General features: G+C 74.4%; 14 protein-coding genes and 1 pseudogene. 8 read left to right on the top strand and 7 right to left on the bottom strand.

Going from position 1 to position 15,773, the window contains the following annotated elements; genetic code table 11:
* Positions 1-24: 24 nt before the first annotated feature.
* From tgmB to MXD57_RS15860, 4 genes are all read right to left on the bottom strand, one after another.
* The gene (gene tgmB / locus MXD57_RS15845; RefSeq protein ID WP_250402082.1) at positions 25-1,008 is read right to left on the bottom strand and encodes an ATP-grasp ribosomal peptide maturase; all 984 of its coding nucleotides are present in this window, start codon (positions 1,006-1,008) and stop codon (positions 25-27) included.
* A 17-nt stretch (positions 1,009-1,025) separates the two neighbouring features.
* Positions 1,026-1,217, bottom strand: coding sequence for a putative ATP-grasp-modified RiPP (gene tgmA, locus MXD57_RS15850; protein ID WP_250402083.1), 192 nt, complete (start codon positions 1,215-1,217; stop codon positions 1,026-1,028).
* Between the two features lie 158 nt (positions 1,218-1,375).
* Positions 1,376-2,242, bottom strand: coding sequence for a fructosamine kinase family protein (locus MXD57_RS15855; RefSeq protein ID WP_250402084.1), 867 nt, complete (start codon positions 2,240-2,242; stop codon positions 1,376-1,378).
* A 95-nt stretch (positions 2,243-2,337) separates the two neighbouring features.
* Positions 2,338-3,213: an SCO6745 family protein gene (locus MXD57_RS15860; RefSeq protein ID WP_250402085.1), complete on the bottom strand. Its 876-nt coding sequence runs from the start codon at positions 3,211-3,213 to the stop codon at positions 2,338-2,340.
* 667 nt (positions 3,214-3,880) lie between these two features.
* Between MXD57_RS15860 and MXD57_RS15865 the strand changes: the two genes are divergently transcribed.
* Both MXD57_RS15865 and MXD57_RS15870 read left to right on the top strand, forming a co-directional pair.
* Positions 3,881-4,480: an MSCRAMM family adhesin SdrC gene (locus MXD57_RS15865; RefSeq protein WP_250402086.1), complete on the top strand. Its 600-nt coding sequence runs from the start codon at positions 3,881-3,883 to the stop codon at positions 4,478-4,480.
* 112 nt (positions 4,481-4,592) lie between these two features.
* A complete protein-coding gene (locus MXD57_RS15870; protein ID WP_250402087.1) occupies positions 4,593-5,312 on the top strand; it encodes a class F sortase in 720 nt (239 codons plus the stop codon).
* A 22-nt stretch (positions 5,313-5,334) separates the two neighbouring features.
* On the opposite strand, the pseudogene MXD57_RS15875 reads toward MXD57_RS15870, so the two are convergent.
* Together MXD57_RS15875 and MXD57_RS15880 are read right to left on the bottom strand one after the other, a co-directional pair.
* Positions 5,335-5,860 (bottom strand): annotated as a pseudogene (locus tag MXD57_RS15875) (lipase); the annotation flags it as partial.
* A gap of 137 nt (positions 5,861-5,997) precedes the next feature.
* Positions 5,998-6,567 carry a TetR/AcrR family transcriptional regulator gene (locus tag MXD57_RS15880; RefSeq protein ID WP_250402155.1) on the bottom strand — a complete coding sequence of 190 codons (570 nt, stop codon included), beginning with the start codon at positions 6,565-6,567 and terminating at the stop codon, positions 5,998-6,000.
* Between the two features lie 225 nt (positions 6,568-6,792).
* Here MXD57_RS15880 and MXD57_RS15885 point away from each other — a divergent pair, with 225 nt between their 5' ends.
* Together MXD57_RS15885 and MXD57_RS15890 are read left to right on the top strand one after the other, a co-directional pair.
* Positions 6,793-7,746, top strand: coding sequence for a LysR family transcriptional regulator (locus MXD57_RS15885; RefSeq protein ID WP_250402088.1), 954 nt, complete (start codon positions 6,793-6,795; stop codon positions 7,744-7,746).
* 157 nt (positions 7,747-7,903) lie between these two features.
* Complete coding sequence (locus MXD57_RS15890) at positions 7,904-9,847, top strand: collagenase (protein WP_250402089.1); 1,944 nt, start codon at positions 7,904-7,906, stop codon at positions 9,845-9,847.
* A 115-nt stretch (positions 9,848-9,962) separates the two neighbouring features.
* Here the strand turns inward: MXD57_RS15890 and MXD57_RS15895 are convergent, their stop codons facing one another.
* Positions 9,963-11,423: a glyceraldehyde-3-phosphate dehydrogenase gene (locus tag MXD57_RS15895; RefSeq protein WP_250402090.1), complete on the bottom strand. Its 1,461-nt coding sequence runs from the start codon at positions 11,421-11,423 to the stop codon at positions 9,963-9,965.
* 168 nt (positions 11,424-11,591) lie between these two features.
* Here MXD57_RS15895 and MXD57_RS15900 point away from each other — a divergent pair, with 168 nt between their 5' ends.
* From MXD57_RS15900 to MXD57_RS15915, 4 genes are all read left to right on the top strand, one after another.
* A complete protein-coding gene (locus MXD57_RS15900; RefSeq protein ID WP_250402091.1) occupies positions 11,592-12,800 on the top strand; it encodes a hypothetical protein in 1,209 nt (402 codons plus the stop codon).
* 281 nt (positions 12,801-13,081) lie between these two features.
* Positions 13,082-13,402 (top strand): hypothetical protein, encoded by a 321-nt coding sequence (locus tag MXD57_RS15905; protein WP_250402092.1) that lies wholly within the window; start codon positions 13,082-13,084, stop codon positions 13,400-13,402.
* Between the two features lie 116 nt (positions 13,403-13,518).
* Positions 13,519-14,397, top strand: a complete 879-nt coding sequence (locus MXD57_RS15910) for a PP2C family protein-serine/threonine phosphatase (RefSeq protein ID WP_250402093.1) — start codon at positions 13,519-13,521, stop codon at positions 14,395-14,397.
* 59 nt (positions 14,398-14,456) lie between these two features.
* Entirely contained in the window at positions 14,457-15,464 is a 1,008-nt protein-coding gene (locus tag MXD57_RS15915) for an MASE1 domain-containing protein (protein WP_250402094.1), read from the top strand.
* The last annotated feature ends 309 nt before the right edge of the window (positions 15,465-15,773 follow it).

Here is a 15,773-nt window from a genome sequence, read left to right on the forward strand (position 1 = left end):
CTCCTCGGACCGGACCCGACGGCGTCACGACGCCGCGTCCCGGTCGTCGCCCGCGTCCGGCACGGCCGGCTCGCCGTCGCCCGCCAGCCACCGTGCGATGGCCGCGGCGATCGGCTGGCCGGTGTCCATCTCCACGAAGCCGAACTGGCCCGACTGGTTGCACTCCAGGAACCACCAGATCCCATCCGTGTCCTCCGCGAAGTCGAAGGCGCCATAGGCGAGTTCGGCATCCCTCATGTAGCGGTGGACGGCCTCAGCGACGCGCGGCGGAACGTCCGCCGGGAGCCAGGGCGAGACCGACGGCGCGAAGCGCACGTCGACGTCGTCGGGGTGGCCGTCGGGATCGGCCGGCTTGCGTGCGGCCAGCAGCCGGTCACCGACGACGGTGAGCCGGATGTCGGCCCGCTTCGGTATCCGCCGCTGCAGCAGGGTGGGGCCGAAGGCGACGGCGGCGAAGTCGGCGTCCGGTGGGACCCGGCTGGTGGGAACCGCCCGCGGCGGCTCCTGCGGATGCGCGCCGGAGACCGGTTTGACCACCAGGTCCGGGAAGCGCTCGGCGAACTCCCGGGCCGCCTGCGGGAATGTCGTGATGAGTGTCGCCGGCACGGCGAGGCCGCTGTCCTGCGCGAGCCGCAACTGCCAGGGCTTGTGCCGGGCGCGGCGGGCCGCGTCCGGATGGTTCATCCAGCGTGCCCCGGTGGAGCGCAGCATGCCGTACAGCGCCTGGGCGGACTCCTCCGTCAGCCAGGCGGACGGCTGGGCGGCTCGGGAAGCGGCCTCCCCCGGCCTGCGCACCCAGACGGACCGCAGGCCGCTCATGCTCACCAGGCGCCCGCCGGCGGACAGGTGTCCGCGACAGGCGCCGTGCACGAACTCGCCGGACAGCGCGACCCCGTTGGTGAGATCGGCGGGGTCCAGCCGGACCACGGGCACTCCGGCCTGGCGCAGCCGGAGCACCACCATGTCCGCCGTCACGTCCTCTTCACTGGTCAGGATGAGCACGGTCATCTTCCGTGGGCCCGCGGTCAGTCGTCGAAGTGCGTCTTGGAGCCGGCCGTCGAGGTCGTCGTCCCCAACGCTCTCAGCGTGGCGTGGTCGGTGGCGGCGATCCGCCCGTCCGGGAGGACGTTCAACTGCAGTCCGGAGTCGTACGCGTACGGAGTGGCGACGTCCAACTGCACAGCGGGCCGCGCGTAGTTGAGCGTGAACGGTTGCATTGGTCTCTCCCTGATTCGGCTTTCACGTCCTTATACGAGTCGAACGGGTGATTGGTTTCCTTACGCTCCGTAATCATGGTCGGGAGCAGGGTCGTTCGCGGGCGTCAGGTACTAGGACGCCGGCCGGGGCCGCGAGGCTGCGCGCGGCCGCCGCGGATTCATCCGGCCAGGGCCGCCCGGGCCGCCGCGAGGGCCTGATCCGCGTATCCGCGTCCGAACAGCACCACGTGCACCAGTAGGGGAAAAAGCTGGTGCAGACCGATCCGGCCCCGCCAGCCGTCCGCCGGCGGCGCGGCCTCCGCGTAGCCGGCCAGCACCCGCTCCAGCCGGGGGCAGCCGAAGAGCCGGAGCATCGCCAGGTCCGTCTCGCGGTGCCCGCCGTGCGCGGCCGGATCGATGAGGCGCACGTCCCCGTCGGCGCCCCACAGCACGTTGCCGTTCCACAGGTCGCCGTGCAGCCGGGCGGGCGGCTCGGCCGGCCCGGCGAGGTCCGGCAGCCGCGCGCAGACCTGCTCGATCAGGGCGCCCTCCTCGTGCCGCAGGGTGCCGGCGTCGACCGCGGCCCGCAGGTACGGCAGCACCCGGTGCTCGGCGTACCACGCGGGCCAGTCGGCCGCCGGGGTGTTGCGCATGGGCGCGGCCCCGATGTACGCCTGCGCGGGCCCGCCGGGCGGCGGTGCGCCGAACGCGGGCGCCCCGGCGGCGTGCAGGGCGGCCAGGGCCCGGCCGAATCGCACGGCCCCCGTGCCGTCCGGCTGCCCGGTCGGCACCCGCTCGGTGACCAGCCACCGCTCGTCATGCCCGAGCACCGCCGGGACGGGCACCGCGTCCGCCTCGCGCAGCCAGCGCAGCCCGGCCGCCTCGGCGCGCACCGCGCCCGGTGCGTCAGCGCGCTTGACCATCACCACCTCACCGCCCTCGAGCGTCACTTCGGCGGGTGACGCGGACGGCGCCCGCACGGCCGCGACCCGGCGCCCGGTGAGCCGGGCCGCCGCCCGCCCTGCTTCCTCGTCTCGGTTGACCACGGCGTCAGCGTACGACCCGTGCGCGAGGGCACTCTGAGCACACTTCGGACCTGGCCTGATCAGGTTTCAGCCGCCGTGGGGCGATCCGGCGGCCGTCACCGCTCGGCCGACGTCCTCGGGGACAGCCCCACCGGGTTGCCGGGCGGCAGCAGCCCCGACTCCCCGACGGCGCGGGTCAGCGGCTCCAGCAGCCGGGCCAGGCGTGCGGTGCGCTCCGCGCCGAGCCCGCGCCAGGGCCGCGCGGCCGCCTCGTCCGTCCGGCGCTCGACCAGCGCCCGGCCCTCGGCGCCCGCGCGGGTCAGTGAACCGTCGGCGGCGAGGAACCCGCGCTCGCGCAGGGCGGCCTCGGCCGCCGCCCAGTCCGCCGGCTCCCACTTGCGGGTCTCCCGCAGGAACGCCCCGTCCGACTCGCCGGCGGCCGCCTTGAGCACCATGGCCTCCACGGGGCCGATCCCCAGGCTCACGAGCACCGCGACGTGCCCGTCGCCCCGGTGCTCCCGCAGCGTCGTCACCGCCTGCCAGAGCCGCGCGGTCGCCCGGCCGGGCCGCTCCAGCGCCTGGTTCGCCGCGGCCAGCACCCGGCCCGTGGTGTCCGCAGATGCCGCCGCCTCCCACGCTAGGTCGGCCGCCTCCGCGAACTCCGCCGACCGTGCCGCCTCGGCCCCGAACAGGCGCGTCATCGCCGCGTCCATGGCCTCCCCGCGGGCCGCCAGCACCTCCGCCGGTGCCGCGTACTTCCAGGCGTCGGGGAGCGCGCGGGCGACCCGGGAGGGGTGGAAGACGCTGAAGGCACTCGTCACCACGCTCGGGCCCACCGGGCCCAACGGGGCGGCGCGCAGTGCGAAGTACCCCATCCAGTACCCGCGCATCCCGAGCCCCTCGGCCGCCCGCAGCGCCTCGGGCGCGAAGTACACCAGGTCGTGCACCGGCTCGAACCGCTCCCACATGTCCCGCGCCGTCGAATCCACCACAGCGTCCTCCCGCCGTACCGCCCCGCCGGGCCACCGCCGACCGGGCTCGCCTGCGAACCGTCGAACAGCCTGCTCTATGACGCCGGTCATAACAAGGGGCTTCCGCGCTCCCGCACGGACGGGTGGCGGCGTCGCGGGGCCGGTGCGGCCCGGGCACCGCCCCACCGCCGTGGCCGGCGGCCCGGTGCCCCACGCGCCGCCGTGGCCTCCGGTGGCCGCAAACGGCACCCCGCCGCGGTCGTCCGGCACCCGGAAGGGCGCGCTCACGCGGCCCGCGCCGGATCCGACGGCGGACCGGCCGCCGCCCCGCCGGGGGTAGGCGGGCCGGCCGAGCGGCCCCGCCGCGCCGGCCGGGAGCAGGTGTTCCGCCGTCAGATGATGCGTCGTCGGGTTTCGCGCACGCCCGCCACCGCCGCGGCGGGGAACGGCCCGAAGGGGGGTGCACCCGTGTCGCCAAGGGCCTGTCCGGCGCGCGGCCGGGTGACGTCCGGTGCCCCGGACGGGGGGTGCCGCGGGGTGCCGCTGAGGCAGACGGGTGGCGCGATGACCCGGCTGGGCCGCCCGGATGGTGCGCGGTCACGGCCTGACTGACGGTGGTTCATGTCGAGACCGGGCTTATCAAGCTGATGACGTATCCGCTGCCCGGCCACGGCGGAAGGACACCGATATGCGCTCTGCCCGCATTCTTCTCGCCACGGCGGCCGCCTCCGCCGCCCTGGCCTTCGCCACGCCCGGCGCGGCCTTCGTCGCGTCGGCCGCGGACGGCGGGGGCCGGGGCGACTCCTCGCACAGCAAGGAGCACGACAGCGACTCCGACAGCGGTTACGACAAGGGTTCCGACGGGGACCACGACAAGGGGTCCGGAAAGGGCTCCGGCAAGGACCACGACAACGACTACAGCAGCGAGGACGACGGCGGCCGCAGCCACGACGGGCCGCGCGGCGGAATGCACACGGGCGGCGGTGCGCTCGCCGCGGTCCGAGGCGGGGACGACTGGGGCTCGGGCGGCGACAGCAGGTTCGACCCCGAGACCTACCGCGACAAGGACAAGGGCGGAGGCAAGGAGGACGGCGGAGGCAAGGAGGACGGCGGAGGCAAGGACGACTGGGGCGGCGGCGACCACGGCAAGCCGCGCGGGGGCATCCACACCGGAGGCGGCGCCCTCGCCTCTCCCGGTGTCACCACGGGCGGTCTCGCCGTGCTCGCCGTAGGCGCCACCGGCCTGTACGCGCTGCGCCGCAGGAAGGCCGCCGAGCCGGCGTCCTGACCGGCCCTCTCTTCTCCCGGGGCCACTCACGCCGCCGGCGCCCCCGCGCCGGCGGCCCGCGCCCCGCGGAGCCCGCCGCCCGTGCTGCCGCGCCCGAGTGAGGTGATGTCCGATGGCAGCAGACCCCTCGTCCCCGGACTCCCCCTCTCCCGACTCCCCGCCCGAGGCCCGCGCCGAGCGGTCCCGGGCCGCTCAGGACGCCGGCCGCGGCGGGCGGCTGACCCTGTGGGGCGTGGCGATCGTCTTCATCGCCGTCAGCGTGTTGGGCGGCCACCGCGCCGGCGGTGACGTCCCGCGGGCCCCCGGCGGTACGACGGTGGGCGCCGGCACCGAACGGCCCGGTGCGCGACAGCCGGGCACGGGCCAGGCGGAGCGGTCGCTGACCCGCGCCACCCCGACCCGCCTGGTCATCCCGAAGATCTCCGTGGACGCCCCCTTCACGCCCCTGTCCCTCGCCTCCACCGGTCAGCTCCAGCCGCCGCCGGGGGCCGACACCAACCTCGTCGGCTGGTACGCCGACGGCGTCACGCCCGGCGAGAAGGGCACCGCGATCATCGCCGGCCACGTGGACACGGTGACGTCGGCGGCGGTCTTCGCCAACCTCTACGAACTCGCGCCCGGCGACCGCTTCACGGTGGACCGGGCGGACGGGCAGAAGGCGGAGTTCGTCGTCGACGACACGGAGACCTTCGCCAAGGACGCCTTCCCGAGCGACCGCGTGTACGCCGACGCCGACCGCCCCGAGGCGCGGCTCATCACCTGCGCGGGGGACTACGACCACACGGTGCGGGACTACACCGACAACCTGGTCGTCTTCGCCCACCTGGTCTGAGGGTCCGGCCCGGCGGTGCCGGTCAGCCGCTCCGGCGGCCGAGCGGGCCGCCCGGTCGGAGGGCGAGCGAGGCGAACCGCTCGCCGCTCCGGCGGTGTGCGGCGGCGTCCGGGCGGAGCCCGTCGGGCAGCGGCAGTTCGGCGAGGTCGGACGCCCCGTGGAGTCCACGGCCGTCGAGGCGGTGCAGCGCCGGGTCCCCGCCGGCCCGTTCCCGCACGATCCGGGCCGGCGACTCCCGGACCACGCCCGGGGTGAGTCCGCCCCGCGCGACCTCCGCGGGTCCCCGGCGGCCCGGAACCTGAGCCGTCCGGAACCCAGGGCCATCGGGTCCGGCGCGCTCGGGTCCGGCGTGTCCTCGTGGACGGGGCACAGGGCCGGCGAGATCACGAGCAGCGGCGTACCGGATGTCCCTCCCGCGCGGTGTCGAGGAAGCCGTGCAGGGCAGGCCCGGGCGCGCGCGGCACCAGTCGTACGCCGGACGGCCGGGACTCCGCATCCGCGGTTGCGGATCCGCGCACCGGGCGCGGGCCCGGGCGGGCAGCCCGTGCGGCGGCAGCCCGTGCCCGGTGCGCTCCAGGTCCAGGGCGCCGCGCAGGAGGCCGCCGGTCAGCGGGGTGGTGATCCGGCCGGACGGGGTGGAGGTCATCGGATGAGCCGAGCCTGTGCTGCGGGGGAGCCGAGGGGTTCAGGGGGCCGGCCAGGCGCGCAGCAGCGCGTCGAGGGCGTCCAGGATCCGGGTCCACGACTCCTGCGAGTCGGGGGCGCTGTGGCTGAAGCCGCCGGCCGCCTCCAGGTCGACGTAGCCGTGGAACACGCTGCCGAGCATCCGGACGGCGTGGGTCTGTTCGGGCTCGGTGAGGTCGTAGCCGCGCAGGATCGCCCGGGTCATCTGCGCGTGCCTGCCGCCGGCGCTCGCGGCGGCGGTCTCCGGGTCGAGCCGGAAGCGTGCCGCCTGGTAGCGCCCGGGGTGCTCCCGGGCGTAGTCGCGGTAGGCGTCCGCGAAGGCGCGCAGGGCGTCCTTGCCGGCCCGGCCGGCGAGCGCCTCCGCGGCGCGGTCGGCGAGTTCCTCCAGTGCGAGCAGGGCGATACGGGTCTTCAGGTCGCGGGAGCTCTTCAGGTGCGAGTACAGACTGGCCACCTTGACGTCGAAGCGCCGGGCCAGGGCCGACACCGTCACCTGGTCGAAGCCGGCCTCGTCGGCCAGTTCCGCCCCCGCCAGGACCAGACGCTCCGTGGACAGACCCGCGCGTACCATCGGCTTCCTCCTCATGGACTAGTTCCATTATGTGTATGCCTAATATGCTTAGGCAAGTGCCATAAAACGGTAGCCGTGTCCCGTCGATGGATGGGCGAGGGGCGCGACCGGGGACGGCCGGGGAGGTGATGGGCGCCGGCCCTCCCGGGGTGGACAATCGAGCGGGGCCGGCCGTGCGCCGGCGCCGGCTGCGTGGCGGGTGCGACCGGGACGGGGAGTGGATCGATGGAGCTGGAGCTTCGGCACCTGCGGGTGCTCTGCGCGATCGCGGACGCGGGCGGCGTGGGCCGCGCCGCGGCGCAGCTCGGCTACTCGCAGCCCGCCGTCAGCACCCAGCTCCGGCGTATCGAGCGGCACCTGGGCGAGCCGCTCTTCGAGCGGGGCGCGAGCGGGGTGCGGCCCACTCCGTACGGCGCCGAGGTCGTCGCCCGGGCCCGGGACGTCCTCGCCCGCGCCGACGCCATCGGCCACCGCGCGCCCGCCGCCCGCCCGGCCCGCACCCTGCGCGTGGCCGCCACCAACTCGCCCATGCTGTCGGGCACCATGTCCCGCCTCCGCGCCCGGCTGCCCGACCTGTCCGTCGCCGTGACCAGTGTCTACGCCTCCTCGCGGATCGTGGAACTGCTGGAGGAGGGGGCGGTGGACGCGGCCATAGCCGCCGACTACCCGGGCCGGGAACTGGCGCACTCGCCCGCAGTGCGCCACCGCGGCATCGTCACCGAGCCCACGTTCGTCGCCCTGCCGGCCCGCCACCGCCTGCGCCAGAGCGCCCAGGTGCAGCTCGCCGACCTGGCCGAGGACCCGTGGTTCGTCACCCCGGACGACGGGGCCGGCTGGCCCGGGGTGTTCTACGACGCCTGCGCCGCGGCCGGGTTCACCCCCGTCACCGTGCACGAGTTCCTCGGCGACCAGGCGCAGCTCCAGAGCATGATCGCCGACGGGATCGGCGTGTCCCTGGTCCAGCCCACGCTGCGCCCGATCTCGCACGTCGCGGTGAAGCCCCTGGCCGGATCACCGCTGTGGTGCCGGTACGTGCTGGCCTGGCGACCGGCAGCGGTCGGTGACGACGTCGTGGAGGCACTGATGCAGTCGGCCGCCGGCGCCTATCGCGAACTGGTCGCCGCCGCACCGCACTTGAGGGCGTGGGCCGCGCGCACCTGGAGCATCGCCGGGGCCTGACGGGCCGGCGCCCGCCGCTCTGGCGAGGACGGGACGTTATGGGCGGGCGATGTCATGTGCTATGTCACACGCCATTGTTGCCGCCGCGTCGCGCTGAGACATTCCTCGCACGCCTCGACACCCCACAGAGGCGCACCCCTTCCTGGAGGGATCCCCGATGCGCCATCGCTTCGCGCTGCCCGGACGGCTGGCCTGCGCGGCCGCCGTCTGCGCCACCGTGGCCGGCCTGCTGTCGGCCCCGGCCCCGGCCCTGGCCCTGCCCGGACCCCCGTCCGGCCCGTCGGCCGTCCCCGCCGGGCCCGTGACCGCGCCGCCGCCCACCGGTCCGGCCCCCGCCGCCACCGAACGCCCCGCTCCCGGCCGGGCGCGGCCGCTCAGCCCGGCCCAGTTACCGCCTAGGGCGACGCCGTTCACCCACGGCGGGGAACGCCGCCCGCGACCCGGGGCGAAGGCACGCTCGTGCGCCCCGGGCGACTTCGGCGGCCGCACCGGAGCGGCCCTCGTCGCGTTCGTGAGGGCCTCCACCGCCGACTGCGTCGACACCCTCTTCTCCGTCACCGGCACCGACGCCCACGACGTCTTCCGCCAGCCGCAGATGCTGAGCGTCGCCCGGGCCTTCACACGCGCGGCGCGGCGGTACCGGGGCGACAACTCCGCGGGCCTGCTGCAGCTCGTCCTCTTCCTGCGCGCCGGCTACTACGTGCGGTTCCACCACCCCGGCGACGTGGGCCCGTACACCACCCGTCTCACCGCCGCGACCACCGGCGGCCTGGACGCCTTCTTCGCGGGCCGTCACTCCCGGGACGTCACGGCGGCCAACGGCGACATCCTCGGCGAGACGGTGATCCTCACCGACAGCGCCGACCAGCAGGACCGCTATCTCCCCGTGTACCGGCGGCTGCTGGACGCCTACGACGGCTCGTACGACGCGATCGGCAGCATGGTCCGGGCCGTCAACGACGTCCACACACCGCTGTGGCGCGGCAACTGGAACCCCCGGTACGTCGCGGCGGTCGCCGCCGACCCGCGCGTCACCGGCGCCCTGCACGACTTCGCGCTGGGCCATCTGGACCTGCTCGGCACCGATCTCGCCTTCCTGGACACCAACGCCGGCATGAACCTGGCCCGTTACGTCGAGCACCCGGAACTGCGCGCCACCGTGCGGCCGTTGGCCCGCGACCTGCTGGACCGGTCGCGGATCACCGGCCCGACGGCCGGACTCTGGGTGGCGGTCGCCACGCAGGCGGACGCCTACGACGGCGCCGGCTGCTCCTACTACGACGTCTGCGGCCTGCCCGGCAGGCTGACCGAGGCCGCCCTGCCGATCACGCACCGCTGCGACGCGGCCCACTCGGTCCGCGCCCAGGCCCTCACCGCGGACGAACTGGACGCCGTGTGCGCCAGCGTGCTGGGCCAGGGCCCCTACTTCCGCGGCGTGGTCGGGGCCGACGGCCCGATACCCGGCCAGTACGTCTCGACCATCCGGCTCGTGGTCTTCGCGAGCCGCGCCGACTACCGGACCTACGCGGGCGCGATCTACGGCGTCAGCACCGACAACGGCGGCATCACCCTGGAGGGGGACCCGTCCGACCCGGCCAACCGGCCGACCTCGATCATGTACCAGAAGGAGGCGGACGACGGTTTCGCGGCCCGGGTCTGGAACCTGAACCACGAGTACACGCACTTCCTCGACGCCCGGGACGACCTGCCCGGCGACTTCGCCCAGCAGACCTCGGTGCCGGACGTGTGGTGGATCGAGGGTCTCGCCGAGTACGTCTCGTACGGCTACCGGGGGCTGGCCTACGACCAGGCCGTCCAGGAGGCGGCCCGGCACACGTACCGCCTGAGCACCCTCTTCGAGAACACCTACGGCAACAGCGACGTGACCCGCACCTACCCGTGGGGCTACCTCGCCGTGCGCTACATGGTGGAGCGGCACCCCGACGACGTCCAGCGCGTGCTCGCCCGCTTCCGTGCCGGTGACTACTCCGGCGGATACGCGCTCTACCACGACGGCATCGGCACCCGCTACGACGCCGACTTCGACCAGTGGCTCACCGCGTGCGCCGCGGGGGCCTGCGCCCCGCCCCGGCGGCTCTGACCGGGAGCGCCGAGCACGAAGGCCGCCGACCGGAGGCCCGGTCGGCGGCCGTCATGCGCTCGGTGCCCGGTGCTCGGTGCCCGGTGCCCGGTGCCCGGTGCCCGGTGCCCGGTGCTCAGAGCTCCGGCGTCCGGCCTTCCGCGGCCGGGTACGTCGGGTACTCCACGCCCGAGACGTGCTGGACGACCCGGACGACCTGGCAGGAGTAGCCGAACTCGTTGTCGTACCAGAGGTAGAGGATCGCGTTGTCCCCCTCCACCTTGAGGGCGCCGGCGTCCACGATCGAGGCGTGCCGCGAGCCGATGAAGTCGCTGGAGACCGCGTCGGGTGCCGTGGTGAAGTCGATCTGGCGCTTGAGCGGTGAGGTGAGCGACACGTCCCGCAGGTAGTCGTGGACGTCCTCGCGGGTGGTCTCACGCGCGAGCTGGAGGTTGAGGATCGCGATCGAGACGTCCGGCACCGGAACGCGGATCGAGCTGCCGGTGATCGGCGCCTTGAGGTCGGGCAGCGCCTTCGCCACGGCCGAGGCGGCACCGGTCTCGGTGATCACCATGTTGAGCGGTGCGGAGCGGCCGCGACGCTCGGCCTTGTGGTAGTTGTCCAGCAGGTTCTGGTCGTTGGTGAACGAGTGGACGGTCTCCACGTGGCCGCGCAGCACGCCGTACTCGTCGTCCATGGCCTTCAGCGGCGGGACGATCGCGTTGGTGGTGCAGGACGCGCAGGACAGGATCCGCTCGTCGGGCTTGATCGTGTCGTGGTTGACGCCGTGCACGATGTTCGGGACGTCGCCCTTGCCGGGCGCGGTCAGCACGACCTTGTCGATGCCGGGGCGCAGGTGCTCGGACAGGCCCTCGCGGTCGCGCCACTTGCCGGTGTTGTCGATGAGGATGGCGTCCCGGATGCCGTACTCGGTGTAGTCGATCTGCGACGGGTCGTCGGCGTAGATGACCTTGATCGCGTTGCCGTTGGCCACGATCGTGCTGTTGTCCTCGTCCACCGTGATGGTGCCCTGGAACTGGCCGTGGATGGAGTCGCGGCGCAGCAGCGAGGCGCGCTTGACGATGTCCTGGGCGCCGCCGCCGCGGACGACGACGGCGCGCAGCCGCAGGCCGTTGCCCGAGCCGGCCTTCTCGATCAGCAGCCGGGCGACGAGGCGGCCGATGCGGCCGAAGCCGTACAGGACGACGTCGCGCGGTTCGCGGCGCTCGATCTTGTTGGCGCCGGTGGCGCCGGCGACGGCCTCCGCGGTGAACTCCGCCACGCCCAGGCCGCGGTCGTCGGCCTTGTAGGTGGCGGCCAGCATGCCGAGGTCGATCTGGGAGGGCCCGAGGTCGAGGGTGGTCAGGGCCTGGAGGAACGGCATGGTCTCGGTGACCGACAGCTCCTCACCGGCGATCTGCCGGGCGAAGCGGTGCGTCTTCAGGATGCTGACCACCGACTTGTTCACCAGGGAGCGGCTGTGCAGCAGGACGGTCACGTCCCGCTCGCGGTGCAGCTTTCCGATGATCGGGATCATGGACTCCGCGATTTCCTCGCGGTGCATCCAGTTGGTGAACGAGTCGTCGTTGACAGTCACAGATCTATCTTTCGAGCTAGGCAGCGCTCATATGGTAACCACACCCTACTTCGATCCTGCCGGGGGTCCCCGGGAGGGCGCCCCGCGCCGTTCCTGAATCAGGGTGAAGGGGCCGGGACACGCGGGTCGCGCATTGCACGACCGAACCGGCCCCACCAAGGTCGGGGCGTGAGCACGTCTTCCGTACCCCGGCCCGAGCCCGCCGCCCCGTCCGGTCTCCTCCGCCGTCCGGTGCCGCGCCCGACGGCACGGCACCGGATGCCCGAGGGAGCCCCGGCGGCCCTGGCGGTGTTCGCGACGGCGCGGCTCGCCGGCATCCTGGTCGTGATCGCCGCCGACCACCTCGCCGGACACACCCTGGCCAGGAGCCTGGCCCACTCCTGGGACGCCCGCTGGTACCTGCACATCGCCACCCACGGCTACGGCCGCCTCATCTGGATCACCCCGTCCGGAGCGGTGCAGACGGACTGGGCCTTCTTCCCCCTGTATCCCGGACTCGTCCGCGCCGTTCTCGCGGTGCTGCCGTGCACGCCCGGGCAGGCCGGGCTGCTGGTCGCCTGGGCCGCCGCCGGCGTGGCGGCCTACGGCCTCTACCTCATCGGCCACCTCCTGTACGGCCGGGCCGCCGCCACCGCCCTGGTGGCCCTGTGGGCCGTCCTGCCCCACTCCGTCGAGCTGACCATCGCCTACACCGAGTCCCTGTTCGCCGCGCTGGCGGTCTGGTCCCTGTACTGCCTGCTCACGGGGCGCTGGCTGTGGGCCGGCTCGCTCGCCGCGCTGGCCGGACTGTCCCGGCCGACCGGATTCGCCGTGGCCGCGGCCCTCGGGGTCGCGGCCGCACACGAACTGCTGCGCCGGCGGGGCCGGGTGCCCGCCACCCTGTGGGCCGGTGTCCTCCTGGCCCCGCTGGGCTGGCTCGGCTACGTGCTGTGGGTCGGCGCCCGGACCGGCGCCCCGCTCCGGGGCTACTTCACGGTCCAGAGCGCCTGGGAGTCACGCTTCGACTTCGGCGCCGGCGCCCTGCGCTTCCTCCGGCTGCTGTTCCTGTACGGCGGCGGCGTCGTCTACCCCGCCGCGCTGATCCTCGTCCTGGTCGGTGTGGTGCTCTTCGGACTGCTCTGCCTGGACCGCGCCCCGCTCGCCCTGGTGGTGTTCGCGGGGGTCCTGGTGCTGCTGGTCCTGGGCGGCTCCGGATCCTTCTCGTCCAAGCCCCGCTTCCTGCTGCCGGTCTTCCCGCTGCTGATCCCGCCGGCCCGCGCACTCGCCCGCACCTGGCGGGTGCGACCCGCCCGGGCCCTGCTCGTCGGCGGCGCCCTGGCCGTGGTGTCCCTGCTGTACGGCGCCTACGTGACGGTGGTGGCGCACTCACCGCTGTGAGCCTCCACCCGCCCGGTCCCACCGGTCTCGCCGCCCCCGCCCGGGCGGTCTCGCCACCCGCCCCTCCCGGCCACCGGCCGCCCGGCGCCCCTGACGCCCTCCGGCCGCCCCCCGTGGATCGCCCGCGGTCCGGTGACGGGGTCCTGCGGCGCCCGGAGCGGTGGGACGAGCGGATCCCCGAGGGGCCCCGGCGGGGCGGCACCACGCCCGAGCGGGGGACCGGGGAGCGGGTCGCCGTCCCGAATCGGGGTAGGCGTGGAGGGCCCGAGGAAAGGATCGCCATGACGACCTACGTCATCACCGTGCCCGGTACCTTCACGACGGGAGTCGGGGACGAGGCCCGTGCGCGGCTGAGCCGGGCGCTCCGGCCGGCCGATCCGCACACCACGCGGATGGGCAGCACCGAGGACCTGGACGTACTCACCGTGAACGAGGACAACACCTTCACCCTCCGTCTGACCGTCGAGGCGGACACCGGCCCGCACGCCGAGGAGGAGGCCCGCAGGCTCGCGGACTCGGCACTGCGCGGCGCCGGGCTGGACGAGCGGACGGCCCCGCTGGGACCGGCGGTCGTCACGGGCATCGACTCGGAGGTCCACTGACCGTGCGGACCTCGGGTGCCGCACGGACCGTGCGGCCCCTCCTTTGGGGGAATCGCCGCGAATGGGTAAAATCTAGGCGTTTACCCGAGAGGCTGCCGCCCAGCCGGATGTGATCGATGCCCCGCAAGCGCTCCATGGACGATGGCGACGAGCTGCTGGTCCGGCTCGGGACGCTCACCGCCCAGGCACGCGAGCGCGCCGAGCTGCAGCGCAGCCAGGTCGAACTGGCCATCGCCCTGCAGCGCGGCATGCTCCCCCCGGACCTGCCCACCGCGCCCGGCCTGCACCTGGCGGTGCGCTACACACCCGCCTGCCAGGGCCTCAACGTGGGCGGCGACTGGTACGACGCCTTCCACCTGCCCGACGGCCGCATCGGGATGTCCATCGGGGACGTGCAGGGCCACAACATCGAGGCCGCCGCCTTCATGGGCCAGGTCCGCACCGCGCTGCGGGCCCTCGCCTCGGTCAGCACCGAGCCGGGCGAGGTCCTCGCCCGGACCAACGAACTGCTGCTCTCGCTGGGCATCGAGCTCTTCGCCACCTGCACCTTCATGCGTCTCGACCCGGCCACGGGCGTCCTGGAGAGCGCGCGGGCCGGGCACATCCCCTTCGTCTGGGCCACCGCGGACGGCAGGTCCGGCGTCGCGGAGGACGAGGGAGGACCGCCGCTCGGTATCCAGCAGGGCGCGACGTATCCGGTGACCCGGCACCGGCTCACCACCGGCGGGGTCTTCGTCCTCCTCACCGACGGCGTGGTGGAGGGACCCTCGCTGCGCATCGAGGACGGCCTCGACCAGGTGGTCCGGCTCGCCGGCATCGCCGCGGTCGCCGGGCTCGAGCCGCACGCGCTGGCCGCCGCCGTGATCAAGGGCGCCGAGGGCGTGGGGCACGAGGACGACGCGGCCGCACTGGTCGTGGGCCTCGACGGGCCCGGAGCGCACTGGCGGGACGCGGTGGCCGGGGGGTCCCGGCAGCGCCCCGGCGTTCAGCCATAGGGCGGGACCGATCACCGCTCACCTCGCAGACGGGGAGCAGGCGGTGTGAGATTGCTGCTGTGGTGCCATACCAGGATCCGCGCCGGCCGGGCGGCTACGCGATCCGGCTTCTGGCGGTCGCCGCCTGCTACTACGGGTCGGCGCGCCTCGGACTCATGCGCGAACTGGCCGTGGAGGGCGCCGTCGTCACCCCGATCTGGCCGCCCACCGGAGTGGCCGTCGCCGCCCTGCTGCTCCTCGGCCTCGGTTGCTGGCCCGCCATCACGGTCGGCGCGCTGCTCGCCGTCTGGTCCCTCGGCACCCCCGGTCCCGACGTGGTCGGCATCCTCTTCGGCCAGACGGTCGCACCGGTGACCGCGGTGCTGCTGCTGCGCCGGTCCGGCTTCCGGACCGACATCAGCCGGCTGCGCGACGGTCTCGCCCTGGTGTTCCTCGGTGCGCTGGCGGCCATGACGATCAGCGCGACCTTCGGCGTCGGCGTCCTCGTCCTCACCGGCAAGCTGGCGCCGCAGGCCTTCTGGGCCGTGTGGCTGGCCTGGTGGGTGGGCGACGCCATGGGCGTCCTGCTCGTCACCCCGGTCCTGCTGTTGCTGCGGCGCACCACCTGGCCGCCGCCGCTGGGGCGCTGGAGGGAGGCCACCGCTCTGGTCGTGGTCGCCTGCGCCCTCGTTCCGCTGGCCGCCTACAGCTCGCTCAGCCTGCTCTTCCTCGTCTATCCGCTGATCATCTGGGCGGCGCTGCGCTTCCAGCTCGCCGGCGGCATGCTCTGCGCCCTGCTGACGTCCGTGCTGGCCACGGTCGCGGCGACGGACGCCGCCGGCGCCTTCGCCGGGCTGAGCCAGATCGAGATCATGGCGAAACTCCAGGCGTTCAACGGCGCGATGGCCCTCACCGCGCTGCTGCTGTCCGCCGTGATCACCGAGCAGCGCAACACCCGGCGCTCCGTCGAACAGGCCTGCAAGGAACTGGTGGAGGTCCTGGCCCACCTCACCGCCGGCGAGGCGCCCCAGCGGCGGACGCCCCCGCCGGCCGGGGACCGTCCGCGGGAAACCGACGGCGGTCCGTGACACGGCCGGTCGGTCCCGGAGCGCCGGACCACGTCGCCCGCGGACGACGAGCCGACGCCCGCCCGGGCACGGCGGGGCCGGCGTGCCCGGGCGGCCTGTGCCCGGCAGCCGCGGGACGCGCTGCCGGGATTAGGCTCGCCGGCACGTACCGAACACATACCACTACCCGGGGTTGCGGACTCCACACCCGGGGCGGCGGATCGTCCCGAGAACTCCCGCCGGCCGGGCGACGGCTTTGTGAGGGGTCGTGAAAGTGGGTTAGCCTGCGACGTATTTTTCTCATCAGGCAAATCCGTGAACTGCGGAAAT

The sequence above is a fragment of the Streptomyces cellostaticus genome, assembly GCF_023630175.1.
Classification (GTDB): Bacteria; Actinomycetota; Actinomycetes; order Streptomycetales; family Streptomycetaceae; genus Streptomyces; species Streptomyces cellostaticus_A.

Bases quoted from the DNA above. Each gene is read 5' to 3' on its own strand.
- tgmB (WP_250402082.1), bottom strand. From the start codon at position 1,008: ATGACCGTGCTCATCCTGACCAGTGAAGAGGACGTGACGGCGGACATG.
- tgmA (WP_250402083.1), bottom strand. From the start codon at position 1,217: ATGCAACCGTTCACGCTCAACTACGCGCGGCCCGCTGTGCAGTTGGAC.
- MXD57_RS15865 (WP_250402086.1), top strand. From the start codon at position 3,881: ATGCGCTCTGCCCGCATTCTTCTCGCCACGGCGGCCGCCTCCGCCGCC.
- MXD57_RS15870 (WP_250402087.1), top strand. From the start codon at position 4,593: ATGGCAGCAGACCCCTCGTCCCCGGACTCCCCCTCTCCCGACTCCCCG.
- MXD57_RS15880 (WP_250402155.1), bottom strand. From the start codon at position 6,567: ATGGTACGCGCGGGTCTGTCCACGGAGCGTCTGGTCCTGGCGGGGGCG.
- MXD57_RS15885 (WP_250402088.1), top strand. From the start codon at position 6,793: ATGGAGCTGGAGCTTCGGCACCTGCGGGTGCTCTGCGCGATCGCGGAC.
- MXD57_RS15890 (WP_250402089.1), top strand. From the start codon at position 7,904: ATGCGCCATCGCTTCGCGCTGCCCGGACGGCTGGCCTGCGCGGCCGCC.
- MXD57_RS15905 (WP_250402092.1), top strand. From the start codon at position 13,082: ATGACGACCTACGTCATCACCGTGCCCGGTACCTTCACGACGGGAGTC.
- MXD57_RS15910 (WP_250402093.1), top strand. From the start codon at position 13,519: ATGCCCCGCAAGCGCTCCATGGACGATGGCGACGAGCTGCTGGTCCGG.